This is a genomic window from Rhizobium sp. L9 (assembly GCF_002531885.1).
Classification (GTDB): domain Bacteria; phylum Pseudomonadota; class Alphaproteobacteria; order Rhizobiales; family Rhizobiaceae; genus Rhizobium.
In genome coordinates this window covers 12,227-36,031 of sequence record NZ_NWSZ01000038.1, presented here as the reverse complement: position 1 = coordinate 36,031, position 23,805 = coordinate 12,227, and the positions used below count along the sequence as shown (strand labels likewise).

Genomic DNA, 23,805 nt, shown 5'->3' with positions numbered 1-23,805 from the left:
TCTACTTCTTATCCAGCGCGTGGGGGCGGCCGAAATCGGGGGCGTCGACATCCTGGCCGGCCTGGATGATCGAGCGGCGGATCGCGCGCGTGCGGGTGAAGAGTTCAAAAATCTTGTCGCCTTCACCCCAGCGGATCGCGCGCTGCAGATAGGCGAGATCTTCTGAGAAGCGCGCCAGCATTTCGAGGATCGCATCGCGATTGTGCAGGCAGACGTCGCGCCACATCGTCGGGTCGGAAGCGGCAAGACGGGTGAAATCGCGAAAGCCGGAGGCCGAATATTTGATGACCTCGGACTCCGTCACCGTCTCCAGATCGTCGGCGGTGCCGACGATGTTGTAGGCGATGATATGCGGCAGGTGCGAAACGATCGCGAGCACCTTGTCGTGATGCTCCGCATCCATCTCGTCGACCTTCGATCCGAGCGCTTCCCAGAAGCCGCGCAGCCGCTTCAGCGCCGTCTCGTCGGTGCCGGCAACCGGCGTGAAGATGCACCAGCGGCCTTCGAAGAGGCCGGGGAAACCGGCATCCGGGCCGGATTTTTCCGTGCCGGCCAGCGGATGGCCGGGGATGAAATGCACATTGTCGGGCATATGCGGCTGCATCTGCGCGATGACGGATGCTTTGGTGGAACCGACATCGGTGACGATAGCGCCGGGCTTGAGATTGCCGGCGATTTCCTTCGCCACGCTTTCCGAAGCGCCGACCGGAACCGAAACGATGATGAGGTCGGCATCTCGAACAGCATCGGCCGAAGAGGTCGTATAGCGGTCGCCGAGACCGAGCTCTTCGGCGCGCTTCAACGTCTCGGCGCTACGTGTCGCAACGACGATCTCCTTGGTAAGCCCGAGCCGCCTGATGTCGTGGGCGAGCGAAGAGCCAATCAGGCCGATGCCGATCAGCGCGATGCGATCGAACAGCACGCTCATGCCTGCCGTCCCATGAACTCACGCAGCGTGGCAATGACGCCGCGATTGGCCTCTTCCGGACCGATGCTCATGCGCAGCGCATTGGAAAAGCCGTAGCTGCGCACGGCGCGGAGAATATAGCCGCGGCTCGTCAAAAGCTCGTCGGCATCGGCCGCGCGCTTTCCATCGATGTCGGGGAAGTGGATAAGGACGAAATTGGCGACGGACGGCGTCACTTTCAGCCCGATCGCTTCGAGAGCCTCCGTGAGCGTCTCCACCCACATCTGGTTGAAAGAGACGGCCTGCTGGACGAAGGCCTGGTCGCGGATGGCCGCGGCACCGGCGGCGATCGCGGCCGCATTCAGGTTGAACGGAGCGCGTACGCGGTTCACGGCGTCGACGATCTCCACTGGCGCATACATCCAGCCCACGCGCAGAGCCGCAAGACCGTAGGCTTTCGAAAAGGTGCGGGTCATCACCACGTTGGAACTGGACGATACGACCTCGATGCCGGCTTCATAATCGTTGCGGCGTACATATTCGGCATAGGCCGCATCGAGCACGAGGACGACATGCTTAGGCAGGCCGGCCTGCAGGCGGCGAATCTCGCTGACGGGAACGTATGTACCGGTGGGATTGCCGGGATTGGCGATGAAGACGATCTTCGTCCTTTCCGTCACCGCCGCCAGGATCGCGTCGACGTCGACGGTATAGTCCTTCTCCTTGACGATGACGGGCATGGCGCCCGTGCCCATGATCTGGATCTTGTAGACAAGGAAGCCGTGCTCGGTGATGATGCCTTCGTCACCGGCGCCCAGATAGACATGGCACAACAGGCCGAGCAGCTCGTCGGAACCATTGCCGCAGAGGATGTTTGCCGGATTGAGGCCATGTACAGCGGCGATCGCCTCGCGCAGTTCGACCGCCTGCCCGTCGGGATAACGTCCCAGATTGTCGGCAGCTGCCTTGACGGCCTCTATCGCCTTCGGGCTGGCGCCGAGCGGCGTCTCGTTGGAGGAGAGCTTGTAAACGCGGGCGACACCCGGCGCATGTTCCTTGCCCGGCACATAGGATGCGATATCGAGAATACCGGGACGCGGAACGGGCTTGCTCATCTCAACGCTCATGGGTCGACCTTGGATTTTCCGGAAAATGACCAAGTGGCATTAAAGCGGAATGTGATTGTTGTCGAGAGGCATGGGCGTGACACAAGCAACCGGAGAATGTCCCACGCTCTTCAGCTGTTGCGTGTGGTCGGTACGCCATGCGGCGCGAGAACGGGCACGAAGACACGGCGGGAGGCGCGGGCGGCGACCGGCAACCCCTGATAGAGCCGCTTCTGCGCCTCGACGATGATGACACCCGAAAAGGCTGGCCATAAAGTGCGGCCGATCCGCTCGAAGGCGCGGCGAAGGCGCAGGATGGTTCTGAGTTTCGAGGGCGGAAAGAACAACGCTTCGGCGGTCGCACCCGGCGTGAAATTCGTCTCGCGCAGCAGATGCGTCAGCTGACCGCGGGAATAGGGCCGGCCCGAGCCGAAGGGCGTGTGCTCCATGCGGGCCCAGACCCCGCGCCGGTTCGGCACCACGATAACAAGCCGCCCGCCCGGTGCCAGCACCCGCCAAAGCTCTTTCAGCGTCTCGCGCGGGCTTTCCGCAAACTCGAGCGAATGCACCATCAGCACCCGGTCGATCGAGGAATCCGGCAGCGGTAGTTCCTCATCGAAAATCAGCGTCGTCGACGACAGCGAGCCCATCGGCCAGTTCACCGCCCCCTGTCCGGCCGGCATGAAGGCGAAGGTGCGTTCGGTATCGGCCTGGAAGCGATCGAGGAACGGCACGGCATAACCGAGCCCGACGAGACGCTCCTGTGGCAGGCGCACCCACAGCGAGGAGAGCGCCATGGCGATCGACTGCTCGGCAAGACGCCCGAGGTCGGAGTGGTAGAACTGACGAAGGTCGACGATATCTGCGTGCATCGCGATAAATGTTATCAGCGGGCGGTTGGACTTCAAGGCCGGAGTCTCTACATTCCCGCGAGAGTCGTGGGACAAGGGATTGTTTGAAGATGAAACCTTTGGAATTAGACGTTTTTCTCTGCCGCACCGACAATTTCGGCGTGCTCGTGCACGATCCGGAGACAGGATTTACCGCATCGATCGATGCGCCGGAGGAGGCGCCGATCCTGGAAGCGGCAACACAGCGCGGCTGGAAGATCACCCACATCTTCACCACGCATCACCACACCGATCATGTCGCCGCAAACCTGACGCTGAAGGAGCAATTCGGCTGCGAGATCATCGGCCCGATCAACGAGGCCATCGCCATTCCCGGTCTCGACCGAACGATGGCCGATGGCGACAGCTTTCTTTTTGGCGATCACACGGTCAAGGTCATTGAGACCCCCGGTCACACCGCCGGTCACATCTGCTATCACTTCGTCGACGACAAGCTGCTCTTTGCCGCCGACACCCTGTTTGCCCTCGGCTGCGGCCGCCTTTTCGAACGCCCCGCCGCCGACATGTGGCATTCCCTGCAGAAGCTCGCGGTGCTGCCGGACGAGACCGCTGTCTATTTCGGCCACGAATATACATTGTCCAACGCCCGCTTCGCACTGACGGTCGATCCCGACAATGAGCGCCTGAAAAGCCGCGCTGCCGAGATCGAAGCTCGGCGCGCCGAAGGCAAATTCACCATCCCCACGACGCTCGGGCTGGAAAAGGAAACCAACCCGTTTCTGCGCGCCGCCGATCCCGCGATCCGCCGCAATCTGATCATGGAAGGCAAGACGAATGAGGAGGTCTTTGCCGAGATCCGCAAGCGCAAGGACAATTTCTGATGTCGCCTGAGAAGATTATTCGCGAGCTCGGCATGCAGCCGCATCCCGAAGGCGGCTGGTACGTGCAGACGTTCCGCGACACGGCGGGTGGAGAGCGCGGCCATTCGACGGCGATCTATTATCTGCTGACAAAAGGACAGCGTTCGCACTGGCATCGCGTCCATGACGCGGTCGAGGTCTGGCATTATTACGCCGGCGCACCGCTGGCTCTGCACCGCTCGCAGGACGGGATGACAAGCGAAACCCTGACGCTCGGAACAGACCTTGCCGCCGGCGAGCGGCCGCAGGCAATCATCCCCGCCAATTGGTGGCAATCGGCCGAACCGCTCGGCGACTTCGCCCTGGTCGGCTGCACTGTCTCGCCCGGCTTCGAATTTTCGAGCTTTGAGATGGCGCCGGCGGATTGGAAGCCGGGCGATTGAGGGCTACTCCGCTGCCGCAGATTGCGCCGGAATTTTGCGGCGGAACATTTCCTGGGCGGCGAGCACCGCTCCACCGGTGACGAGCAGGCAGGCGAGAGCAATGCGCCAGCTCGGCTCGGCAAATCCGAACAACGTCAGGATGAGCGTCGAAAGCAGCGGCGCGGCATAACTTGCCGCGCCGAGAATCTGGATATCGCCATTCTTGACGCCGTAATCCCAGGCATAGAAGGCCGCCCCGACCGGGAAGAGGCCGAGTCCGACGACGGCCACCCATTCGACGCTGGTTTCCGGCCAGACAGTCACCTCCAGGCCGAGATGGCTGAAGAGGGACAGGATGGAGGTCGCAAGGCAGAAGCCAGTGACGACATCTGTGGAGACAGCCTCGAAACGCCTGGTCAGCAGCGAATAGCCCGACCATGTGAAGGCGCAGAGGAAGGCAGCCCCATAACCGACCGCGTAGGCGCCGTCAAAATCGATGCCGTTGCGGCCGACGATCAGGAAGGTGCCGCAAAGCCCGGCAAGCGCGCCCGCCACGTGATACCAGCGCAACCGTTCGCCCGGCAGCAGCGCTGAGCCGACCACGATCAAGAGCGGCCAGAGATAGGCGATCAGTCCCGCCTCCACCGCCGGCGCGTTCCTGAGCGCGGTGAAATAGAGGAAATGATAGCCGAACAAGCCTGCAATACCGGTTATCCAGACCTTTGGCGGCTGCTTCAGCAACGCCAGCCGCGCCGGATTGAGGACAAGCATGACGAGGCCGGGAATGCTGCCGATCGCAAAGCAGACGGCCGAAAGCTGGAAGGGCGGCATCTTTCCGGAGCCGGCCGTCAGCAGTGCCAGGAACGACCACATCAGAATAGCCGTAAAACCGACCACCGTCGCACGAAGCTTCACCTGTCCCCCTTCACGGAGGCGAAAGCTCCGTCAGCTGACACTGCCATATTTGACGGCAGTGATCGTCACCATTCCATATTCCGTGGGAATGCGCACATAGACCGGAGCATATACATTGGCCGCCTCCGACTTGGCAAACCAGATCTCCATGCGGTCGCTCTTGCTGAGATAGTCGATGTCCTTGCGGCCTTTTTTGTAGCCGGAGCGCGGCACGAAGCGCACGCCGCAGACGACCGCCTTGCCCTTGAAGCCGTCGGTCGAAAAATCCTCGTCGCCTTTCGGCGAAAGCACGAGGTCCATGCGCGTCTCGCCGTCGAAGATCGGCAGCGTCTGCGCGCAGACCTTGGTATCCCCGGTGAAAACAAGGCCGGAGATCGGATCGAGCACCGAACGCATGTCGCCCGGCGTGACGTCGATCCAGTTCTTCGGCCGTTTCGGCGGCGGCGTCGTCGTTGCCGAGATGATGTTGCCGTTGCGGTAGCTGACCTCGTAGACGCGGGCCTTCCTGCCGCTCTTGTAATAGAGCGAATATTTCAGCGCCTGCAGCCGATCGTTACGGACGACGCCGGTGACGCTGGTCTTTGCCGAGATCGTCTTGACGAGATCGGCAAGCCCGGCGGATTTGATATCGCCGGCAATCTTGTAAGAGTGATCGTCCTCGATCTGCGTCAGAAACGCCGCACGCGCGATCGGCAGGCCGGCAAGCGTCACCCGATAGACGGTCTGATGCTGGATTTCGGCCGCCGATGCCGGTATGGCAAGGAGTGCGGCGATGGCCGAAATGAAAATGCGTCTGCCCGAATGAGCCATGAGTGAAGCCTTGTCTTGCCGCGCGCCGGCAGCCCTGCCGAACGCTCTATACTCCTGCCGTAAAGAGAAGAAAACAGCAGCTTTTTGACAGAATTGCGGGAAAGGCCAAGGTTTGGCTTGACGCGCGCAGCCTCTCTGACTATAGAACCGCAACTTTCCAATCATGCCTGTTGGATTGCGAGCCCGGTTTTGCCGGGGATAGCAATTCGATGGCCCGAGAAAAACAAGAATAGGTGTTCAATGTCCCGCGTGTGCGAATTGACCGGCAAGGCCGTCCTGACTGGTAACAATGTCAGCCATGCCAACAACAAGACCAAGCGCCGGTTCCTGCCGAACCTGTGCCAGGTAACGCTGATCTCCGACGCTCTCAACCAGCGTTACCGTCTTCGCGTTTCGGCTGCGGCTCTTCGCTCCGTCGAACATCGTGGCGGCCTCGATGCCTTCCTGATCAAGGCAAGCGAAAACGAACTGTCGATGCGCGCGCGCCTGCTGCGCCGTCAGATCGTCAAGAAGACCGCCGAAGCCGCTGCTGCGTAAGCTTCTGACCTTCTTTCATACGGCTTCAAAAGGCTTGAACGGATGATGCCGGACAAGCCTTTTGCTTTGCCTGGGCACTCCAACTGGTGGCATCACCCAGGATAAAAAAATGCTGAAGACCCGCTATACGCTTGCCTATGTCGCACTGATGACGCTTGTCGTCGTCGCCTCCAACTTCCTCGTCCAGTTTCCGCTGAACGCCGAAGTCTCGGGCATCAACTTGGCCGACATCCTGACCTGGGGCGCCTTCTCCTATCCGATCGCCTTCCTGATCACCGATCTGACCAATCGTCAGTTCGGCCCGCAGGCAGCCCGCAAGGTCGTTTTTGCCGGCTTCGTCGTCGGCGTGACGCTGTCCTTCTTCACCTCGGTGCCACGCATCGCCATCGCCTCCGGCTCGGCCTATCTCGCCGGTCAGTTGCTCGATATCGCCGTTTTCAACCGCCTTCGCCGCCAGGCATGGTGGCGCGCGCCGCTCTTGGGCTCGCTGATCGGCTCGGCGCTCGACACGGTGATGTTCTTCTCGTTGTCCTTTGCGGCGTTTTTCGTCTTCCTCGGCCCGAACGAGCCCTTTGCGCTCGAAGCAGCTCCTGTCCTCGGCATCTTCGCCGCCGAGGCCCCGCGCTGGATTTCCTGGGCGATCGGCGATTTCGCCGTGAAGATGATCGTCGGCCTCGTGATGCTGCTGCCTTATGGCGCGCTGATGAACGTGCTGCGGCCGATGCAGCCCGCACGCGTCAGCTAACGGCGCTGCCGGACCGCGCCAGCGGCGATTGCGGGATGCAGCAGAACCTCTGCAGCCAGATCATCGATCTCTCGTGACGAATCAAGCCGCAGGACCGGGGCCGTCTGCGTTTCCAGCCATTGCTCATGCGCTGCAAGACTGCGGCGTTCCGGACCGGCCGTGTCGTAATTTGCCGCCCATTCCATGAATTCCCCGCTTTTGATTTCCATGTCACCGCCAGGCCCGATCCTGTCTCCGTAGCGGGCAATCTCCCGCGCGCGGATCCGCGCCATCCGCAGCTCCGGCTCGATCCTGAGAAACACGATCAGTTCATAGAACGGCTCGATCGGCCTCGCCCATTTCAGCGCCGATCCGGAGAGGACCCAGCCGTCATGCCGTGCCGCTTCTGCAAGCAGCAGCCGAATGCGTTCGTCGGCGTCACGCGGCGTCGTGAATGGCGGGTCGGTCGGCAGCCAGAAGAAATCGTCAGTATCGAGATGGGCGATATCGAGCCGTTCGGCAAGCGTATGACCGAGCGAAGTCGTGCCGGAACCGGATGCACCCATGATATGAATATGCACCATGATTGTCCCTCCGAAAGCTGCTCTCGACGCGACAATGGCATAGCCGGGACATGTGACGTCAATCTGACGCCGCGCTGAGGATGCGGCTATCGGAGAGCCGGAATTCCAGCATCAGATTGCGCTGCAGGATCGAATGGTTGTCGTCCGACACCATGATGATATGGGTCGTGCCGTCGGCGGCCTGAAACACGTCAAGCCCTTCCATATTGTCGATCTGCGAGTTGAAATTGCCTTCGAGCAGCAATTCGCCATCAACGACGGCCTGCGGCCGGATATCGGCGCCTTTGATGCGCCGAAGCCGCATGCCGATGCCTTCGGCCATGTTGAAGCGCCGCTCCAGGAGCAGCAGGTCGCCGTCCGGCAGGAAAGCACCGTCGGTGACGTCGAAGCTGCCATCGCGTTTGATCGAGAACAGCCCTTTCAGCGGGCCGCTGAGAATAGCCGCCATCCGATTGCCCTCGCTGTCGAGACCGCGCTCGGAGACGATGACCACGCCGCTCTTCAACGGACTGGAGGCGGGTGCCACGGCTATGGTTTCGATACCGCGATTGTCGCTCAGCATCTGGCGCGGGATGAGGATCGGCAGGGTAGCGGTCGCGCGCGATGCGGCAAAGCCGGGATCGGGATAAACGTCGACGCGATGATTTTGCTCGAAAGAGACCAATATCCGGTCGCCGTCGAGCGCCACGCCCTCGGCATCCATATAGCCCTTGCCCTCGAGGCTGCGGCCGGCGCGGTTCTTCATCGGGGTGATCTCGACCTGAGAAAGGCCTGAAAGCCTGCCCCTCGCATCGCGCTCGATGCTGCCGGTCAGCCACTGGCCGGTATCGAGCACGACGATGAAGTGTTTCTGGTCCTGCCGGAAACGGATGGAGGAAAGCGAGCCGAACAACGCTCGGCTGGAAACCATCTCCAGCCCGCCGAGAAATTCCAGCGAGCCGAACGTCGTCTCCGACGATCCGATCCTGAAATCGGTAATTTGCCGGCTAATTATGGGTATCTCGTCGCCGGCCATAGCCGCGGAAGCTCCCCCTGCCAGGCAGAGCGAGATCGATGCCGCGCGGCACAGGCGCTTGACCATCATTCGATATGTTTCCTTCCCGCGTCAGCCGGCACGGCGTAACCGGCCGCCGCGAGGCTGGGCGGATTGATCTTCGAAGAGCGAGGCGAGCTGTTCGGTCATCGCGCCTGCAAGCTCGTCCGCATCGACGATCGTCACGGCGCGGCGATAGTAGCGCGTCACATCGTGACCGATGCCGATTGCCAGCAGTTCGACGGGCGAGCGCGTCTCGATCTGCTCGATGACGGCGCGCAGATGCCGCTCGAGATAATTGCCCGGATTGACGGACAGCGTCGAATCGTCGACCGGCGCGCCGTCCGAGATCATCATCAGAATGCGGCGCTGTTCACGGCGGGCGAGCAGGCGGTTATGCGCCCAGATCAGCGCCTCGCCGTCGATGTTTTCCTTGAGCAGGCCTTCGCGCATCATCAGCCCGAGATTGGCGCGTGCCCGCCGCCACGGCGCGTCGGCCGATTTGTAGACAATGTGGCGAAGGTCGTTGAGACGACCCGGCGTCTGCGGCTTGCCGCCGGCAAGCCAGGTTTCACGCGCCTGCCCGCCCTTCCAGGCTTTCGTGGTGAAGCCGAGAATCTCGACCTTAACGCCGCAGCGCTCCAGCGTGCGGGCGAGAATGTCGGCGCAGGTGGCGGCTACCGTGATCGGCCTGCCGCGCATGGAGCCGGAATTGTCGATGAGCAGGGTGACGACCGTATCGCGGAACTGCGTGTCCCGCTCCATCTTGAAGGAGAGCGGCTGCATCGGGTCGATGATGATGCGCTGTAGCCGCGCCGTATCAAGATAGCCCTCCTCCAGATCGAAATCCCAGGAGCGGTTCTGCTGTGCCATCAGGCGGCGCTGCAGCCGGTTGGCCAAGCGCCCGACCGCGCCCTGCAGATGCGCCAGTTGCTTGTCGAGAAAGGCGCGCAGGCGCTCCAGCTCGGCGGCGTCGCAGAGTTCCTCAGCGGTGATGATCTCGTCGAACTCTTCGGTATAGACGTGATAATCGACCTTTTCGTTGAAATCGGCAAACGGCGTATTCGGGCGGCGGGTCTCGCCAGGCGTTTCCGAATCGTCCTCGCCCTCTTCCATCATGTCGTCGTCGGAGATTTCGGCGCCTTCAGTCTCGCCGTCCTCCATCTGCTCGTCGGAAACCTCGCTGTCCTCGACCGGGGCGGCATCGGTACCGGCATCCTCGTCGACCTCGTCCTGGTCCTGCTCCTCGCCGCTCGGCTGGTCTTCCTGCTCCGACTGATCGTCATTGTCAGCTTCGCTGTCGTCGTCGCCATACTCCTCGGCCATTTCCATCGCCGACAGCATGTTGCGGACGACCTTGGCGAAGGCCTGCTGGTCGTTTATCGCACCCGACAGGTTACCGAGTTCAGCCCCCGCCTTGTCTTCGATGAAACCGCGCCAGAGATCGAGCACCTTGCCGGCGGAGGCAGGCGGACGCTGGCCGGTCAGCTTCTCGCGCACCATCATGGCGACGGCTTCGCCGATCGGCGCGTCTTCCTGGCGCTCGATGCCGGTGAAATTCGCCTTGGCATATTTCTCTTCCGTCATGGAACGCAGGTTCGCCGCCACGCCCTCCATGCGCAGCGTCCCGATCGATTCGACACGCGCCTGCTCGACCGCATCGAAGATCGCTCGGGCGTCGGAGCCCTGCGGCGCCATCGTCGTATGCATCTTCTCGTCATGGCAGGCGAGGCGCAATGCCATGGAATCGCCTAGCCCGCGGGTGACCGCCAGCTCATGCGCCGTCGGCCGCTTGGAAAGCTCCGGCAGCCGGATGCGCTCGCCGGTCATACCAGGCCGTTCGTTGGCGAAGGTCACCTCGACATCGCCGTCGCCGGCGATCGAGCGGACGCAGCCGGATATCGCCCGGCGCAACGGCTCGACGTCGACGGGCGCACCGGGCTTTGCTTTCGAATTGTCACCGCGAGCTGCCATGATCGGTCGGGCCTCAGGCTCCGAGGACGATGTTGGCAGCACTTTCCTTCAGCTCCACGCCGAAGGCGCGCTGATAGTGCTCGGCGACCAGCGGGCGCTCCAGCTCGTCGCACTTGTTGAGGAAGGTGACGCGGAAGGCAAAGGCGAGATCGCCGAAGATTTCGGCATTCTCGGCCCAGGTGATGACCGTGCGCGGGCTCATGACGGTCGAAAGATCGCCGTTCATGAAGGCGGCGCGCGTCAGATCGGCAACGCGGACCATCTTCGAGACGATCTCACGCCCTTCCCTGTCCTTGCCGAAGCTCTTCACCTTGGCGGCGACGATATTCACTTCGTGATCATGCGGCAGGTAGTTCAGCGTCGTGACGATCGACCAGCGGTCCATCTGCGCTTGGTTGATCTGCTGCGTGCCGTGATAAAGGCCGGTGGTGTCGCCGAGGCCGATCGTATTGGCGGTCGCAAACAGGCGGAAAGCCGGATGCGGCCGGATGACGCGGCTCTGGTCGAGCAGTGTCAGGCGGCCTGACGATTCCAGGACGCGCTGAATGACGAACATCACGTCGGGACGGCCGGCATCATATTCGTCGAAGACGAGCGCGACATTGTGCTGATAGGCCCAAGGCAGGATGCCGTCCTTGAACTCGGTCACCTGCAGCCCGTCCTTGACGACGATCGCGTCTTTGCCGACGAGATCGATACGGCTGACATGGCTGTCGAGGTTGATTCGCACGCAGGGCCAGTTGATGCGCGCCGCCACCTGCTCGATATGCGAGGATTTGCCCGTGCCGTGATAGCCGGAGATCATCACGCGGCGGTTATGCGCGAAGCCTGCGAGAATGGCGAGCGTCGTCTCGCGGTCGAACAGGTAGTCGGGATCGAGATCCGGCACATAGGCGTCACCCTTGCTGTAGGCAGGAACGCGGATGTCGGAATCGATGCCGAAGGTCTCGCGGACCGAAACGGTAGTATCGGGCAGTTCTGAAATATCGAGGTCGATCTTGCTCATCATGTCTCCAAGGCGGGTGAAGCCACCCGGCCAAACTGTCTCAGGCCATGTCGCAACCGTGACGCCGCGATTTTATTCCGCGCCCGTCCAGGTCGGAACGTCGGCGATACCTCTCCGGGACTGAAACGAAACCTCGGCGGATGATGACCGCGTGCGAGCATTCTTGAAAGAGTCCCGGACAAGAAACGCCGCGTCCGGAAGGTCGGCCGAGGCGATGTCGGGAAAACACGCAGATAGGAGCCGCGTTTGCCTGCGGCCTCAGCCGATTTGGACCATACCCGATTGAAGCCCAAGAGCAAGGACGGGAATTAACAAAAACCGTTCTGCTTCAACAATTGATACGCCTGGATGACGGCGCGGAAACGCTCTTCCGAGCCGCGGTCGCCGCCATTGGCATCCGGATGGTGCTTCTTGACCAGCTCCTTGTAGCGGCTCTTGATCTCCGCCGAGGTCGCGTTGGCGTGGAGACCCATCGTGTCGAAGGCTTTGCTTTCGAGCGATTTCAGCTTGCGCGCCTGGGGAAAGCGCGGCCCGCTGCCCTTGCCGCCTTCCTTGACGAAGCCGAAGGGATCGCGAACGCGCGAGTAGGCGCCGGAGCGCACCTCGGAATGCAGCGGGCTGTCCTTGGCCGACTTATTGACGCCGACGGTCCATGTCGGTCGATGGCCGGTGATCGCCTCTTTCTGGTAGCGCGCGATCTCGCCGTCCGAAAGGCCGGAGAAATAATTATAGCCCTTATTGTATTCCTTGACGTGCTCGAAGCAGAACAAAAAGAACTGGCCTTCCGCATTGCGCCCCACCGGAGCGCGATGCGCACCTTTCTTATCGCAGCCGTCCCATTGACAGGTAGGCGGCGCCTGCTCCGTCTCCTGCTCGCGTTTGCGGCGTGTGCGGATGCGATCGAAGTATTTTGAATCAAGTCTCATGGCGGCGCTAATTATGGGGCTGTCGCGAGGCGACAACAAGAATTGACAAATGGGAATGTTGCTGGCTTGGTGGGAACCCTTTTCGCGAAGCAGCAAGACCGGATGATGACCCTGCGGACCCGCATCGAAGAAAAACTTATCGAAGCCTTCGCGCCCGAACGCTTGAGCGTCATCGACGAAAGCCATCTGCATGCCGGCCACCAGCCTGACATCACGGGCACCGGCGAAACCCACATGCGGGTGAGGATCGTTTCGACTAAATTTGCCGGCCTCTCCCGCCTGGCGCGCCACCGGGCGATCACCGATCTGTTGAAACCGGAGCTCGATGCCGGCCTGCACGCGCTGGCCGTCGAACCGGCGGCACCTGGTGAACCCACCCGCTGGTAGCGGCACAGCAGCCTATATGGGTATAAGGCGCAGGCAATCCAACCGGATCACACCGGTTTTGTGTCGTCTTCCTGCGCGGGGCGGATGCGCAGCTTGGTGATGCGGTTTTTCTCCCGCTTCATCACGACGAAACGTTTGCCGTAGAAGGTGAAGGCCTGACGCTCTTCCGGGATGGTCATCGATTCATGGATGACGAGGCCGGCGATGGTCGTCGCCTCCTCGTCGGGCAGGTTCCAGTCGAGCGCGCGGTTGAGATCGCGGATCGGCACGCTGCCATCGACGACGACAGAGCCGTCCGCTTCCTGACGCACGCCCTGCATCTCGATATCGTGCTCGTCGGAAATGTCGCCCACGATTTCCTCGAGAATATCCTCCAGCGTGACGATGCCCTGCACCTCGCCATATTCGTCGACGACGACGGCGAAATGCTGCTTGCGGCGCAGAAAAGCGTTGAGCTGGTCCTCAAGATTGGTGCTGTCGGGCACGAACCACGGCTTCTGCGCGATCTTCACGATATCGAGATTCTGCGGCTCCATGTTCGGCTCGGCCAGTGCCCGCAGAAGGTCCTTGGCGTGGACGACGCCGATGATGTTGTCGATCGTGGCGCGCCACAACGGCATGCGCGTATAGGGACTTTCAAGAATGGCGCGCACCACCGCTTCCGGCGGATCGTCGGCATTGATCGCCCGCATCTTGGTGCGGTGGACCATGATGTCTGATAGCTCCAGCTGGCTGAGGTCGAGCACGCCGCCGAGGCGATCGCGGTCGGCCTTCACCACCGATCCCTCGCGGTGCAGCAGATCGACGGCGCCGCGCAGCTCCTCATGCGCCGTCAGCATCGAAACTTCCCGCGAAAGATTGATGCCGAACAGCGCCAGGATCTGTCGCACAACCGCATTGACGAAGGAGGACACCGGGCCGACGATGGCGACGAACAATCTGGCGGGAAATGCGACGGCGAGCGCGAAGCGTTCCGGCGCCGAGATCGCCCAGCTCTTCGGCAGCACCTCCGCGAAGATGACGAGGATGATGGTCATGGCGAGCGTCGCCAGCGCCACACCCGAACTGCCGAACAGCCCGAGAAAAAGGCTGGTGGCGATCGAGGAAGAGAGGATGTTGGCAAGATTGTTGCCGATCAGCAGCGTACCGATCAGCCGGTCGCGCCGTTCGATCAACTGCCGGACGAGGCCGGCGCGTTCATCGCCGTTGACCTCAAGCGTATGAATGCGGCTGCGCGAAACGGCGGTGAGCGCCGTCTCCGTGCCGGAGAAGAAGGCGGACGTCAGCACGAGCGCCGTGATCGAAAGGATCTCCGGCCAGTATGTCGCAAGAAACGCCAAAGCGCCTTCGATCGTCGTCAAGGATGTTTTTCCCGGAGAAAACTGAGCACTTCGGATGCCGGAACATCGTCGGCGACGAAGGACTGACCGATGCCGCGCGTCAGGATGAAGGTGAGCTTGCCGCTCTTGACCTTTTTGTCCTGCGCGATCGCATCCATCAGCGATTCAGCCGGCGGCAGCTCGCCCATGATATCCGCCATGCGGGTCGGCAGGCCGACTTCCTTCAGATGCCGCTCGACGCGCTGCGCAGCGTCTGGGCTCGCAAGGTTCATTCGTGCGGAAAATTCATGCGCCAGCACCATGCCGATCGACACGCCCTCACCATGCACCAGCCGGCGGCTGTCATAAGCGGTCGCCGCTTCCAGCGCATGCCCGAACGTATGGCCGAGATTGAGCAGCGCCCGCTGGCCGGTTTCCCGCTCGTCGGCAACGACGACATCGGCTTTCGCCTGGCAGCTGGCAGCGATGGCCTCGATGCGGGCCGAGCCGCCCGTAAACACCGACTTCCAGTTCGCTTCCAGCCAGGCAAAGAAATCCGGCTTGTCGATCAGCCCATACTTTGCGACCTCGGCGTAGCCTGCGCGGAATTCCCGCCCGCTCAGCGTATTCAGCACATCCGTATCGGCCAGGACCAGGTCCGGCTGATGGAAGACGCCGATCAGGTTCTTGCCGTGGCGGGAATTGATGCCGGTCTTGCCGCCGACGGAGGAATCGACCTGCGCCAGCAGCGAAGTCGGCACCTGCACGAAGCGCACGCCGCGGCGGACGATGCCGGCCGCAAAACCCGAGAGGTCACCGATGACGCCGCCGCCGAGCGCGATCACGCAGTCGTTGCGCTCGACCCTGGCTTCAAGCACCTTGTCGCAGACATCAATGAGATGTTCGAAGCTCTTCGTCTTTTCGCCGGGCGGCAGCACGACCTCGGCCGAGACGATACCTGCCGCATTGAGGCTCGCGACGACGGACTCGAGATAGAGCGGAGCGACGTTTTCGTCGGTGATGATGGCCGCCTTGCGGCCTTTGAGACGCGAGGCGATCTCGGCGCCGGCCCGCGCAATCAGCCCTGGCCCGATCAGGATGTCATAGGCGCGCTCGCCGAGCGGTACATGCACCGTCTGGACTGATGAGGTGGAGCTTATCGCATTCATGACGCTGCACTTTCTTTCTGTTCGACCACAGCCTTCAGCACCTCGTCCGCCATGATTTCCTTGCGCACATCACGCGAGAGTATGGTGAGGTCTGCCTGCGCATAGATCGGGTAACGCGCCTTCATCAGATTTTCGAGGGTCTGCTTGGGATTTTCGGTCTTGAGCAGCGGCCGCGTGTCACGCTTGTTGACCCGCTCCCAAAGCACGTCGAGATCAGCCTTCAGCCAGATCGACAGCCCGCCCTTTTTTATAAGCCTGCGGGTGCGGTCATTGATGAAGGCGCCGCCACCGGTGGAGACGACGCGCGGTCCGCTCTTCAGGAGCCGCTTCATCACTCGCGTTTCCAGCGCCCGGAACTCTTCCTCGCCATAGGCTGCGAAAAGTTCGGCAATGGTCATGCGCGACACCCGCTCGATCTCATGATCACTGTCGATGAAGGGAATGCCGAGTTGGCTGGCGACGATGCGCCCGACGGAGGATTTCCCGGCGCCCATCAGGCCGACGAGGATCAGATTGCGTGAACCGAGCGCAGCGCGAGCTCTGTCTTTCAGGCTGTCAGCAACGGTCAGCAGTGGTTCACTCATCGGTCCATTCACACTTTGTTTGCAAACCGTATCGACAAATGCAGGTGGAGCGTCAAGTCGCGGACAAGGGAATCATGGCTCGAATGGCGCTTCTTGCACTTGCGAATACGCTTCTTATAACAGAAGCACAGCATGAAGGAGTTGCCGGATGCCGACCCTGTTCCGTTTCCTGTTCTTCTGCGCGATTCTCGCCGGGACGGTTTACGGAGCGATGTGGGCGCTCGTGACCTTCGTCGAGCCCAAGCCGCGCGACGTAACGATCCGTATTCCCTCCGAGCGGGTCAACCCGCCGGCGACGGGCACAATCGACACGACCGGGAAGTGAGTGAGATGATGGATCTAAGCCGCGTCCACATGGAATCCTTCCTGGAAATGATGAGCGCCGAACGTGGGGCTGCCGCCAACACCCTGCAATCCTACCAGCGCGACCTCGACGATGTCAGCGCTTTCCTGAACGGCCGCAGCATAAGGTTGACCGAAGCAGGTTCCGCCGACCTGGCCGCCTATCTCGCCTCGCTCGCCCGCCAGGGCTTCAAGCCCTCCTCGCAAGCACGCCGGCTCGCCGCGATGCGGCAATTCTACAAGTTCCTCTATGCCGAGGGCCTGCGGACCGACGACCCCACAGGCGTTCTCGATGCGCCGAAGAAGGGACGTCCGCTACCTAAGACGATGGGGGTCGAGGAGGTCGGCAGGCTGCTGTCGCAAGCGCAGGCCGAGGCCGACGATCCGGCTCCGGGCCAGTTGCAGCGCCTGCGCATGCTGGCGCTGTTGGAACTGCTCTATGCCACCGGCATGCGCGTCAGCGAACTCGTCTCGCTACCGGCCCGCGTACTTGACCAGGAGGGCCGTTTCCTGATGATCCGCGGCAAGGGCAACAAGGAGCGGCTGGTGCCGCTGTCGCACTCGGCGATCGCGGCCCTGAAATCGTATGGGCGCCTGCTGGCGACCGAGACCGCCGCGGCGAAGGAGCCGCAGGAAAGCCCTTGGCTCTTTCCTGCCGCCTCCAAGGAGGGATACCTGCCGCGCCAGGTTTTCGCCCGCGACCTCAAGAACCTGGCGATCCGCGCCGGCCTGACGCCGTCGCTGATCTCGCCGCACGTCATGCGCCACGCCTTTGCCAGCCACCTGCTTGCCAACGGCGCCGATCTGCGCGTCGTGCAGGAACTCCTCGGCCATTCGGACATTTCGACCACACAGATATATACGCATGTCCTCGAAGAGCGGCTGCAGCAGCTCGTCCAGATGCATCACCCCCTTGCCAAACAGGCGAAAAAGCACGAATAGGACCGGCGACAAGGGGCGGAGCCAGGAAAACGCCCCGGGCACAAGGAACGGAAACGCACCTCATGCACAATTATCTCGACTTCGAAAAGCCGATCTCCGACCTCGAAGGCAAGATCATCGAGCTGAAGAAGCTCGCAATGGAAGACGAGAGCATCGACACCACCGATGAGATCGGCAGGCTGGAGGTTCGCGTCCGCGAAGCGATCGTCGAAATCTATTCCAAGCTCAATGCCTGGCAGAAGACGCAGGTCGCCCGCCACCCGCAGCGCCCGCATTTCGTCGATTACGCCAAGACGCTGTTTCAGGAATTCACCCCGCTTGCCGGCGACCGCAAGTTTTCCGAGGATGCCGCGATCCAGGCGGGCCTTGCCCGCTTCCGCGGCCAGCCCGTCGCCGTCATCGGCCAGGAAAAGGGCAACGACACCAAGACTCGCCTGAAGCACAATTTCGGCAGCCCCCGGCCGGAAGGCTACCGCAAGGCGATCCGCATCCTTGAAATGGCTGACCGTTTCGGCCTGCCTGTCATTTCGCTGGTGGATACGGCAGGCGCCTATCCCGGCGTCGGCGCCGAGGAGCGCGGCCAGGCCGAGGCGATTGCCCGCTCGACGGAAATGTGTCTCGGCGTCAAGGTTCCCCTCGTTTCCGTCGTCATCGGCGAGGGCGGCTCGGGCGGCGCGATCGCGATTGCCACCGGCAACAGGGTCTACATGCTCGAGCATTCGATCTACAGCGTCATTTCCCCGGAAGGGGCAGCCTCCATCCTCTGGCGCGATTCGACCCGCGCCCGGGAAGCGGCGACCAATATGAAGATCACCGCCGAAGACCTGAAATCGCTCGGCGTAATCGACGGCATCATTTCCGAGCCGCTCGGCGGCGCCCATCGCGATCCCGATAGCGTGATTGCCGCAACCGGCGACGTGATCGCCAATGCGCTCGGCGAAATGGCCTCGCGTTCCGGCGAACAGCTGCGCAATGAGCGGCGTCAGAAATTCCTCAATATGGGCCGCAACCTCTAAGACAAGTTGCGCTTTTCAGCGATTGGGGCCAAATCTTGGCCACATTGATATTATCTGTAACATTCGCGCTTGCGGGGATGTTCGAGGCACGTCATAGGCTGGTAAGGTTTTATAAAGTATAAGCCGCCTATGATTCCTTCCAATGCCCGAACTCCATAGGCGGACCGGGTCGCACTATCTTTATGGGCTAGTTTGGATGCGCATACGTCATTTTGCCTATGTTTCCGTCATGGCGCTGGCTCTCGCCGGCTGCAACGATACGTTGGAAGTGGCACAGGTCGATCTTTCCAAGGTCAAGAACAAGGTCGAACAGCCGCTCCCTCCCCATATCCTCAACGCCATGGCCGCAAAAGGCATGGACCGCAATTCGCCCATCATGATCCGCATCTTCAAGGAAGAAGGTGCAATGGAGATCTGGAAAGCGAAGACCGACAACCGTTTTGACAAGATCGCCGATTACAAGATCTGCGCCTGGTCCGGCCGCCTCGGTCCGAAGGTCAAGACCGGCGACCGGCAGGCGCCGGAAGGCTTCTACGAGCTGACCCGCGCCAACCTGAACCCGAATTCCAAATATTATCTGGCGATCAACACCGGCTTCCCGAACCGCTACGACGCAGTGAACGGCCGCACCGGTTCCGATCTGATGATCCACGGCGCCTGCTCGTCATCCGGCTGCTATTCGATGACCGACCAGCAGGTGCTGGAGATCTATGCCTTTGCCCGTGACGCCTTCAAGGGCGGCCAGTCGACCGTGCAACTGCAGGCCTTCCCGTTCCGCATGACGGCGGAAAACATGGTCAAGCATCGCCTCGACCCGAACTATGACTTCTGGAAGATGCTGAAGGTCGGCTACGACAATTTCGAAGTGACGAAGCGCCCGCCGGAGGTCAACGTCTGCGAGAAGAAATATGTCTTCAACCAGCAGGCAACCGATGGCGGCGCCTTCAACGCCGCCGGCAAATGCCCTGCCATGTCGACGCCGCCGGCGCTGACGGCAGCCCTTGCCTCCTACGGCAAGACCTATGACGCCGACTATGCCAAGGCGATGAGCAAATATGACGGCATGGCCTGGTACGACCCGTCCGAAGCCGAGCGCAAGGCCGTGGTCGCCAAGCTGCGCAAGGGCCGCGAACTCGCTTTCGCGCCGACAGGCACCTCGCTGGAAGCCGGCCGCATGGTCAAGGTCGCCGAACTCGAGGACCTGATGGCCAAGCGCACGACGCAGAGCCTCACCGCCAACTCCGCGGCCGGCGCCACACCCGCAACGCCGGCCCAGCCGCAGGCAACGACCGTCGCCGCCGCAACGCCTGCGGTCGTGCCGGTGCCGATGCAGAATCCGCTCGCTTATGCCGCGCCAGCGCCCGAACCGCAGGAGACGGCAGAAGCCGCGGCAAAGAAGCCGTTCTGGAAATTCTGGGCGCGGAACTGAACGGCTTGAACCCCGTTCGCTACGATCTTCGCGGCCTGAAATGCCCACTCCCCGTGATGAAGACGCGCCGGAAGCTTGCCGCCATGACAAGCGGCACGCTCGTCCTCGTCGATACCAGCGATCCGATGGCAGTGATCGATATGCCGCATTTCTGCAATGAGGACGGTCACGAACTGGTCGCGACGGAAAAGACCGAAGACGGCCACCGCTTCCTGATCCGCAAGCGGTAAAACATGTCACTTTACGTAGCAGCCTGAAAAATCGGACTCGATAAGAACGACGCGGCGCGCCTTTAGATGCGCAAACCCGGAATGGCGAGTGGATTGTCGGACAGCGCCTGACGATCCGGTGTGTCGATCCGCGGCTTGCCGAGGAAGGCGTCGAAAAGATCCTTCACGAAAGCTTCGGGCAGATCCTTGGTGATCAGCACCATGCGCGTGCGCCGGTCTTGCGGATTCGGCCACGCCGGCAGCCGCACCGGCGGGTGAAAGATGCTCTGCACGCCGTGCAGCACCAGCGGCCGTTCCGGTCGGTCGGAGACGGACACGATCGCTTTCATCCGCAACAGCTTTTCGCCATGGGCCGAGCGCAGGAGATCGACGAACATTTCGAGCGCCATCGGATCGATCGGCTTTTCTTCGACGATAGAGAAAGACCGGATCGAGCCATCGTGACGATTGACGTCGTGCGGATCCTGCTGCGCATGATCATGATGGTGGTGGCCGTGGCCATCACGATGATCGTGATGGCCATCGTGATCGTGGTCATGATCATGATGATGCGCCTCATGCGCATCCTCGTCGTGCAGCCAGCGCCCGACATCGGCGATCTTCGTTGCCGGGTCGTAGAGACCGTTCACCAGGAGCGCGGCGCTGCCCGCCTCGGCGACGTCGGCATCCATCATCGCCGCGCGCGGATTGAGCGCCCGCAGGCGCTGTTCCAGCTCCGCCGTTGCCCGGGCCATCGACCTCTTCGAGACAATCAGCCGGTCTGCAACCGCAGCCTGCCTGCGCGCTTCTTCGTGATTGTCGAGCGTCTGCAGCCCATTGACCGCATCGACGACCGTCACGACGCCGTCGAGTTCGAAATTTGTGGCGATGACCGGATTGCCCATGATTGCCTGCATGACGGGCGCAGGATCGGCAAGACCGGTCGTTTCGATGACGACGCGCTTCACCGGCTTAACGCGGCCCGTCTGGACGGCGTCCATCAGGTTCGCCAGCGTATCCACAAGCTCGCCGCGCACCGTGCAGCAGAGGCAGCCGTCGGACAATTCGATGATCGAATCGCCGGAACTTTCGACCAGCAGATGGTCGATGCCGACATCGCCGAATTCATTGATGATGACAGCCGCATCCTTCATGTCAGGATCTTTGAGGATGCGGTTCAGCAGCGTCGATTTGCCGGCGCCGAGAAAGCCGGTCAGGATGGTGACCGGAATCCTGTCGTTAAACGCGCTCATATCTGCCTTACCTTAGAAGCCCATCTTGTCTTAAAACGCGGTCGGGCGTGGCAGCGGCACCGGCACGTTGGCGATGCCGCCAGCCGTATCGCCGGTCGCCACCTTTTCCGGCTGCTGAGACGGCTGCGGGTCCTGCCCCGGAATGAGGCCGGCGAAGACGAATTGCGGGTCGTGGTCCATTTCCAGAATATAGGGCGAGTGCACCTTCATGCGGCCGACCTCGTCTCGCGTTTCGCTGCGTATCTTGGCGCCCTTGGCGCTGCATATATCGGCTGTAATGTCGGTCACCTGGTCTTGTCCGGGCCCGTAGGGCTTTAGCGAACCCAGCGTCTCATTGCCGGGAAACTGCGTCGCAAAGCCCTTCTGCAACAGATTCGCCGTCGCATCGGCACGCGCCGCGAGACTGTCCGTGCCGAGCACGACGGAAACAAGCGTACGGCCGTTGCGCGTCGCCGAACCGATCTGGTTGAAGCCCGAGGCGCAGATGAAGCCGGTCTTCATGCCGTCGGCGCCGGCGAAGCGGCCGATCAGCATATTGAGGTTCGGCACGTTCTGCTGGCCGGTGGTGAAGCCCTCGAGCGCGAAATAGCTGGCATATTGCGGAAACTCGCGACGCAGCGCCACCGTTAGCACCGCCAGGTCGCGCGCCGTCGTATATTGCCCCTTGCCCGGCAGGCCGTTCGGATTGACGAAATGCGAATCCGTCATGCCGAGCTTGAGCGCCTCGCCGTTCATCCGGGTCACGAAACCTTCCTGCGTACCGCCGACGGCTTCTGCGACCGCGACCGCAATATCGTTGGCCGATTTCACCATCAGGATCTTCAAGGCACTGTCGAGCGTCAGCTTCTGGCCCGGCTTGAAATACATCTTGGCGGCCGGCTGCGCGGCGGCGCGCTTGCTCATGACGATGGGCGTATCGAGGCTGATCTGGCCGGCGCGGATCGCATCGAAGACGGTATAGACGGTCATCAGCTTGGTGAGCGAGGCCGGATACCACTTTCGGAAGGCTTCTTCGTGTTCGAGAACGCGGCCTGTCTGCACGTCGACGAGAATATGCGGATTGGCCTGGACGAGCGAAACGGAAGCGACAAAAGCGGCAGTCGCCGCAACCATGAAACGAAACGGCCGCATGGCGGCAAACAAACGGAAGTGGCTCGTCGACACGGTTCGTCCTTCAGATGTCCGGAAAATCTCGCAACCTTCATCTATCTAGCCTATATGGCTATGACATGGCAAAGGTCATTGACGAAGTAATTGCACGGGCCTCACGCCCATTTGAAGCGACGAATGATTGTCGGGATTTGATAACAGGAACGCCAATATGCCGATTTTGAACAGAGCCGCCGAATTGCAGGACGAAGTCGCCGAATGGCGCCACCATATCCATGCCCGGCCCGAGCTTCTTTTCGCGGTGGAAAACACGGCCGCTTTCGTCGCTGAGAAACTCAAGCAATTCGGGGTTGACGAGATCGTCACCGGCATCGGCCGCACCGGCGTCGTCGGCCTGATCAAGGGCAAGGGCGAAGGTCGCCGCACGATCGGCCTGCGCGCCGACATGGATGCCCTGCCGCTGACTGAGATCACCGGTAAGCCCTGGGCTTCGAAGACGCCGGGCAAGATGCATGCCTGCGGACATGACGGCCACACCGCCATGCTGCTCGGCGCGGCGAAATATCTCGCCGAAACCCGCAATTTCAATGGTAATGTCGCCGTCATCTTCCAGCCCGCCGAAGAAGGCGGCGGCGGCGGCAATCTGATGGTCAAGGATGGCATGATGGAGCGCTTCGGGATCGAAGAAGTCTACGGCATGCACAACCTGCCGGGCCTGCCTGTGGGACAGTTTGCGATCCGCAAGGGCGCCATCATGGCGGCAACCGACGAATTCACCGTCACCATTAAGGGCCGCGGCGGCCACGCCGCCCAGCCGCACCGGACGATCGACCCGATCGCCATCGCCGCCCAGATCGTCAACAACCTGCAGATGATCGCCTCGCGCACCGCCGACCCGATCCGCTCGGTCGTCGTTTCGGTGACCAAGTTCAATGCCGGTTTCGCCCATAACGTCATCCCGAACGATGCGACCTTCGCCGGCACCGTTCGCACCCTCGACCCTGAGATGCGAACACTTGCCGAGACGCGCTTTCGGCAGATCATCGAGGGCCTGGTCGCTGCTCATGGGGCCGAGGCCGAAATCAGCTTCAACCGCAACTATCCCGTCACCGTCAACCATCCCGATGAGACCGAGCACGCGGTCGCCACTGCGAGCGCCATTGCCGGCGAAGCAAACGTCAATTCCGAAATCGATCCGATGATGGGCGGCGAGGACTTCTCCTATATGCTGAACGCCCGTCCCGGCGCCTTCATCTTCATCGGCAACGGCAACAGCGCCGGCCTCCACAACCCGGCCTACGACTTCAACGACGAAGCCATCGCCCACGGCATCTCCTACTGGGTGCGCCTTGCCGAACAACGCCTCGGGCTTTGACGAGAATTAAGGCTT

General features: G+C 61.8%; 26 protein-coding genes. 11 read left to right on the top strand and 15 right to left on the bottom strand.

The genetic code is table 11. From position 1 onward, the window contains the following. Nucleotide 1: 1 nt before the first annotated feature. The 3 genes from CO660_RS29390 to CO660_RS29380 all read right to left on the bottom strand — a co-directional run bounded on the left by CO660_RS29390 (nucleotide 2) and on the right by CO660_RS29380 (nucleotide 2,921). Nucleotides 2–928 carry a prephenate/arogenate dehydrogenase family protein gene (locus CO660_RS29390; protein WP_085779639.1) on the bottom strand — a complete coding sequence of 309 codons (927 nt, stop codon included), beginning with the start codon at nucleotides 926–928 and terminating at the stop codon, nucleotides 2–4. Further along, nucleotides 925–2,022 (bottom strand): histidinol-phosphate transaminase, encoded by a 1,098-nt coding sequence (gene hisC, locus CO660_RS29385; protein WP_176536408.1) that lies wholly within the window; start codon nucleotides 2,020–2,022, stop codon nucleotides 925–927. The genes CO660_RS29390 and hisC overlap by 4 nt, the downstream gene beginning before the upstream one ends. A gap of 122 nt (nucleotides 2,023–2,144) precedes the next feature. Next, nucleotides 2,145–2,921: a class I SAM-dependent methyltransferase gene (locus CO660_RS29380; RefSeq protein ID WP_088390792.1), complete on the bottom strand. Its 777-nt coding sequence runs from the start codon at nucleotides 2,919–2,921 to the stop codon at nucleotides 2,145–2,147. 53 nt (nucleotides 2,922–2,974) lie between these two features. Here CO660_RS29380 and gloB point away from each other — a divergent pair, with 53 nt between their 5' ends. Both gloB and CO660_RS29370 read left to right on the top strand, forming a co-directional pair. Continuing rightward, nucleotides 2,975–3,745 (top strand): hydroxyacylglutathione hydrolase, encoded by a 771-nt coding sequence (gene gloB, locus CO660_RS29375; protein ID WP_097601569.1) that lies wholly within the window; start codon nucleotides 2,975–2,977, stop codon nucleotides 3,743–3,745. Then, nucleotides 3,745–4,167, top strand: coding sequence for a cupin domain-containing protein (locus tag CO660_RS29370; RefSeq protein WP_097601568.1), 423 nt, complete (start codon nucleotides 3,745–3,747; stop codon nucleotides 4,165–4,167). The genes gloB and CO660_RS29370 overlap by 1 nt, the downstream gene beginning before the upstream one ends. 3 nt (nucleotides 4,168–4,170) lie before the next feature. Here CO660_RS29370 and CO660_RS29365 read toward each other — a convergent pair whose 3' ends face one another. Together CO660_RS29365 and CO660_RS29360 are read right to left on the bottom strand one after the other, a co-directional pair. Further along, the gene (locus CO660_RS29365) at nucleotides 4,171–5,061 is read right to left on the bottom strand and encodes an EamA family transporter (RefSeq protein WP_097601567.1); all 891 of its coding nucleotides are present in this window, start codon (nucleotides 5,059–5,061) and stop codon (nucleotides 4,171–4,173) included. A 30-nt stretch (nucleotides 5,062–5,091) separates the two neighbouring features. Then, entirely contained in the window at nucleotides 5,092–5,871 is a 780-nt protein-coding gene (locus tag CO660_RS29360) for a DUF3108 domain-containing protein (RefSeq protein WP_097601566.1), read from the bottom strand. A 240-nt stretch (nucleotides 5,872–6,111) separates the two neighbouring features. Here CO660_RS29360 and rpmB point away from each other — a divergent pair, with 240 nt between their 5' ends. Both rpmB and CO660_RS29350 read left to right on the top strand, forming a co-directional pair. After that, a complete protein-coding gene (gene rpmB / locus CO660_RS29355; RefSeq protein WP_008527777.1) occupies nucleotides 6,112–6,408 on the top strand; it encodes a 50S ribosomal protein L28 in 297 nt (98 codons plus the stop codon). Between the two features lie 109 nt (nucleotides 6,409–6,517). Next, nucleotides 6,518–7,153 (top strand): VUT family protein, encoded by a 636-nt coding sequence (locus CO660_RS29350; protein ID WP_097601565.1) that lies wholly within the window; start codon nucleotides 6,518–6,520, stop codon nucleotides 7,151–7,153. On the opposite strand, the gene CO660_RS29345 is transcribed toward CO660_RS29350, so the two are convergent. From CO660_RS29345 to CO660_RS29325, 5 genes are all read right to left on the bottom strand, one after another. After that, entirely contained in the window at nucleotides 7,150–7,716 is a 567-nt protein-coding gene (locus tag CO660_RS29345; protein WP_097601564.1) for an AAA family ATPase, read from the bottom strand. The two genes, CO660_RS29350 and CO660_RS29345, sit on opposite strands and share 4 nt — an antisense overlap. A gap of 58 nt (nucleotides 7,717–7,774) precedes the next feature. Beyond that, on the bottom strand, nucleotides 7,775–8,800 hold the full coding sequence (locus CO660_RS29340; RefSeq protein WP_097601563.1) for an esterase-like activity of phytase family protein: 1,026 nt from the start codon (nucleotides 8,798–8,800) through the stop codon (nucleotides 7,775–7,777). 21 nt (nucleotides 8,801–8,821) lie between these two features. Further along, a complete protein-coding gene (gene cobT / locus CO660_RS29335; RefSeq protein ID WP_097601562.1) occupies nucleotides 8,822–10,723 on the bottom strand; it encodes a cobaltochelatase subunit CobT in 1,902 nt (633 codons plus the stop codon). Nucleotides 10,724–10,736: 13 nt separating this feature from the next. After that, the gene (cobS, locus tag CO660_RS29330; protein ID WP_064805316.1) at nucleotides 10,737–11,729 is read right to left on the bottom strand and encodes a cobaltochelatase subunit CobS; all 993 of its coding nucleotides are present in this window, start codon (nucleotides 11,727–11,729) and stop codon (nucleotides 10,737–10,739) included. A gap of 308 nt (nucleotides 11,730–12,037) precedes the next feature. Continuing rightward, nucleotides 12,038–12,655, bottom strand: coding sequence for a J domain-containing protein (locus tag CO660_RS29325; RefSeq protein WP_085779650.1), 618 nt, complete (start codon nucleotides 12,653–12,655; stop codon nucleotides 12,038–12,040). A 102-nt stretch (nucleotides 12,656–12,757) separates the two neighbouring features. Here CO660_RS29325 and CO660_RS29320 point away from each other — a divergent pair, with 102 nt between their 5' ends. Beyond that, nucleotides 12,758–13,042, top strand: a complete 285-nt coding sequence (locus tag CO660_RS29320) for a BolA family transcriptional regulator (RefSeq protein WP_176536407.1) — start codon at nucleotides 12,758–12,760, stop codon at nucleotides 13,040–13,042. A gap of 47 nt (nucleotides 13,043–13,089) precedes the next feature. Here the strand turns inward: CO660_RS29320 and CO660_RS29315 are convergent, their stop codons facing one another. The 3 genes from CO660_RS29315 to CO660_RS29305 are packed head-to-tail and all read right to left on the bottom strand — an operon-like array spanning nucleotide 13,090 to nucleotide 16,114. Further along, on the bottom strand, nucleotides 13,090–14,403 hold the full coding sequence (locus CO660_RS29315) for an HlyC/CorC family transporter (RefSeq protein WP_097601561.1): 1,314 nt from the start codon (nucleotides 14,401–14,403) through the stop codon (nucleotides 13,090–13,092). Then, entirely contained in the window at nucleotides 14,400–15,530 is a 1,131-nt protein-coding gene (aroB, locus tag CO660_RS29310; RefSeq protein WP_097601560.1) for a 3-dehydroquinate synthase, read from the bottom strand. The genes CO660_RS29315 and aroB overlap by 4 nt, the downstream gene beginning before the upstream one ends. After that, a complete protein-coding gene (locus CO660_RS29305) occupies nucleotides 15,527–16,114 on the bottom strand; it encodes a shikimate kinase (protein ID WP_097601559.1) in 588 nt (195 codons plus the stop codon). Before CO660_RS29305 ends, aroB begins: the two co-directional genes overlap by 4 nt. A 148-nt stretch (nucleotides 16,115–16,262) precedes the next feature. On the opposite strand from CO660_RS29305, the gene CO660_RS33500 reads away from it, so the two are divergent. From CO660_RS33500 to CO660_RS29280, 5 genes are all read left to right on the top strand, one after another. Next, complete coding sequence (locus CO660_RS33500; RefSeq protein WP_097601558.1) at nucleotides 16,263–16,439, top strand: hypothetical protein; 177 nt, start codon at nucleotides 16,263–16,265, stop codon at nucleotides 16,437–16,439. Between the two features lie 5 nt (nucleotides 16,440–16,444). Next, nucleotides 16,445–17,398: a site-specific tyrosine recombinase XerD gene (gene xerD, locus CO660_RS29295; protein ID WP_097601557.1), complete on the top strand. Its 954-nt coding sequence runs from the start codon at nucleotides 16,445–16,447 to the stop codon at nucleotides 17,396–17,398. Nucleotides 17,399–17,460: 62 nt separating this feature from the next. Next, nucleotides 17,461–18,414: an acetyl-CoA carboxylase carboxyltransferase subunit alpha gene (locus tag CO660_RS29290; protein ID WP_085779655.1), complete on the top strand. Its 954-nt coding sequence runs from the start codon at nucleotides 17,461–17,463 to the stop codon at nucleotides 18,412–18,414. A 196-nt stretch (nucleotides 18,415–18,610) separates the two neighbouring features. Then, nucleotides 18,611–19,843, top strand: a complete 1,233-nt coding sequence (locus tag CO660_RS29285) for a murein L,D-transpeptidase family protein (RefSeq protein ID WP_085779656.1) — start codon at nucleotides 18,611–18,613, stop codon at nucleotides 19,841–19,843. A 5-nt stretch (nucleotides 19,844–19,848) separates the two neighbouring features. Beyond that, nucleotides 19,849–20,073 carry a sulfurtransferase TusA family protein gene (locus CO660_RS29280; protein WP_085779657.1) on the top strand — a complete coding sequence of 75 codons (225 nt, stop codon included), beginning with the start codon at nucleotides 19,849–19,851 and terminating at the stop codon, nucleotides 20,071–20,073. Between the two features lie 62 nt (nucleotides 20,074–20,135). On the opposite strand, the gene CO660_RS29275 is transcribed toward CO660_RS29280, so the two are convergent. Both CO660_RS29275 and CO660_RS29270 read right to left on the bottom strand, forming a co-directional pair. Then, complete coding sequence (locus tag CO660_RS29275; protein WP_097601556.1) at nucleotides 20,136–21,305, bottom strand: GTP-binding protein; 1,170 nt, start codon at nucleotides 21,303–21,305, stop codon at nucleotides 20,136–20,138. A gap of 30 nt (nucleotides 21,306–21,335) precedes the next feature. Beyond that, nucleotides 21,336–22,469, bottom strand: coding sequence for a D-alanyl-D-alanine carboxypeptidase family protein (locus CO660_RS29270; protein ID WP_097601555.1), 1,134 nt, complete (start codon nucleotides 22,467–22,469; stop codon nucleotides 21,336–21,338). 157 nt (nucleotides 22,470–22,626) lie between these two features. On the opposite strand from CO660_RS29270, the gene CO660_RS29265 reads away from it, so the two are divergent. Beyond that, nucleotides 22,627–23,790 carry a M20 aminoacylase family protein gene (locus CO660_RS29265; protein ID WP_097601554.1) on the top strand — a complete coding sequence of 388 codons (1,164 nt, stop codon included), beginning with the start codon at nucleotides 22,627–22,629 and terminating at the stop codon, nucleotides 23,788–23,790. Nucleotides 23,791–23,805: the final 15 nt, after the last annotated feature.

Excerpts from the sequence above, each read along its gene's own strand:
- CO660_RS29290 (WP_085779655.1), top strand. The coding sequence starts at position 17,461 with ATGCACAATTATCTCGACTTCGAAAAGCCGATCTCCGACCTCGAAGGC.
- hisC (WP_176536408.1), bottom strand. The coding sequence starts at position 2,022 with ATGAGCAAGCCCGTTCCGCGTCCCGGTATTCTCGATATCGCATCCTAT.
- cobT (WP_097601562.1), bottom strand. The coding sequence starts at position 10,723 with ATGGCAGCTCGCGGTGACAATTCGAAAGCAAAGCCCGGTGCGCCCGTC.
- CO660_RS29285 (WP_085779656.1), top strand. The coding sequence starts at position 18,611 with ATGCGCATACGTCATTTTGCCTATGTTTCCGTCATGGCGCTGGCTCTC.
- CO660_RS29265 (WP_097601554.1), top strand. The coding sequence starts at position 22,627 with ATGCCGATTTTGAACAGAGCCGCCGAATTGCAGGACGAAGTCGCCGAA.
- CO660_RS29360 (WP_097601566.1), bottom strand. The coding sequence starts at position 5,871 with ATGGCTCATTCGGGCAGACGCATTTTCATTTCGGCCATCGCCGCACTC.
- CO660_RS29350 (WP_097601565.1), top strand. The coding sequence starts at position 6,518 with ATGCTGAAGACCCGCTATACGCTTGCCTATGTCGCACTGATGACGCTT.
- aroB (WP_097601560.1), bottom strand. The coding sequence starts at position 15,530 with ATGAATGCGATAAGCTCCACCTCATCAGTCCAGACGGTGCATGTACCG.
- xerD (WP_097601557.1), top strand. The coding sequence starts at position 16,445 with ATGATGGATCTAAGCCGCGTCCACATGGAATCCTTCCTGGAAATGATG.
- CO660_RS29325 (WP_085779650.1), bottom strand. The coding sequence starts at position 12,655 with ATGAGACTTGATTCAAAATACTTCGATCGCATCCGCACACGCCGCAAA.
- CO660_RS29305 (WP_097601559.1), bottom strand. The coding sequence starts at position 16,114 with ATGAGTGAACCACTGCTGACCGTTGCTGACAGCCTGAAAGACAGAGCT.
- CO660_RS29275 (WP_097601556.1), bottom strand. The coding sequence starts at position 21,305 with ATGAGCGCGTTTAACGACAGGATTCCGGTCACCATCCTGACCGGCTTT.
- gloB (WP_097601569.1), top strand. The coding sequence starts at position 2,975 with ATGAAACCTTTGGAATTAGACGTTTTTCTCTGCCGCACCGACAATTTC.
- cobS (WP_064805316.1), bottom strand. The coding sequence starts at position 11,729 with ATGAGCAAGATCGACCTCGATATTTCAGAACTGCCCGATACTACCGTT.
- rpmB (WP_008527777.1), top strand. The coding sequence starts at position 6,112 with ATGTCCCGCGTGTGCGAATTGACCGGCAAGGCCGTCCTGACTGGTAAC.
- CO660_RS29320 (WP_176536407.1), top strand. The coding sequence starts at position 12,758 with ATGATGACCCTGCGGACCCGCATCGAAGAAAAACTTATCGAAGCCTTC.
- CO660_RS33500 (WP_097601558.1), top strand. The coding sequence starts at position 16,263 with ATGCCGACCCTGTTCCGTTTCCTGTTCTTCTGCGCGATTCTCGCCGGG.
- CO660_RS29390 (WP_085779639.1), bottom strand. The coding sequence starts at position 928 with ATGAGCGTGCTGTTCGATCGCATCGCGCTGATCGGCATCGGCCTGATT.
- CO660_RS29370 (WP_097601568.1), top strand. The coding sequence starts at position 3,745 with ATGTCGCCTGAGAAGATTATTCGCGAGCTCGGCATGCAGCCGCATCCC.
- CO660_RS29340 (WP_097601563.1), bottom strand. The coding sequence starts at position 8,800 with ATGATGGTCAAGCGCCTGTGCCGCGCGGCATCGATCTCGCTCTGCCTG.
- CO660_RS29345 (WP_097601564.1), bottom strand. The coding sequence starts at position 7,716 with ATGGTGCATATTCATATCATGGGTGCATCCGGTTCCGGCACGACTTCG.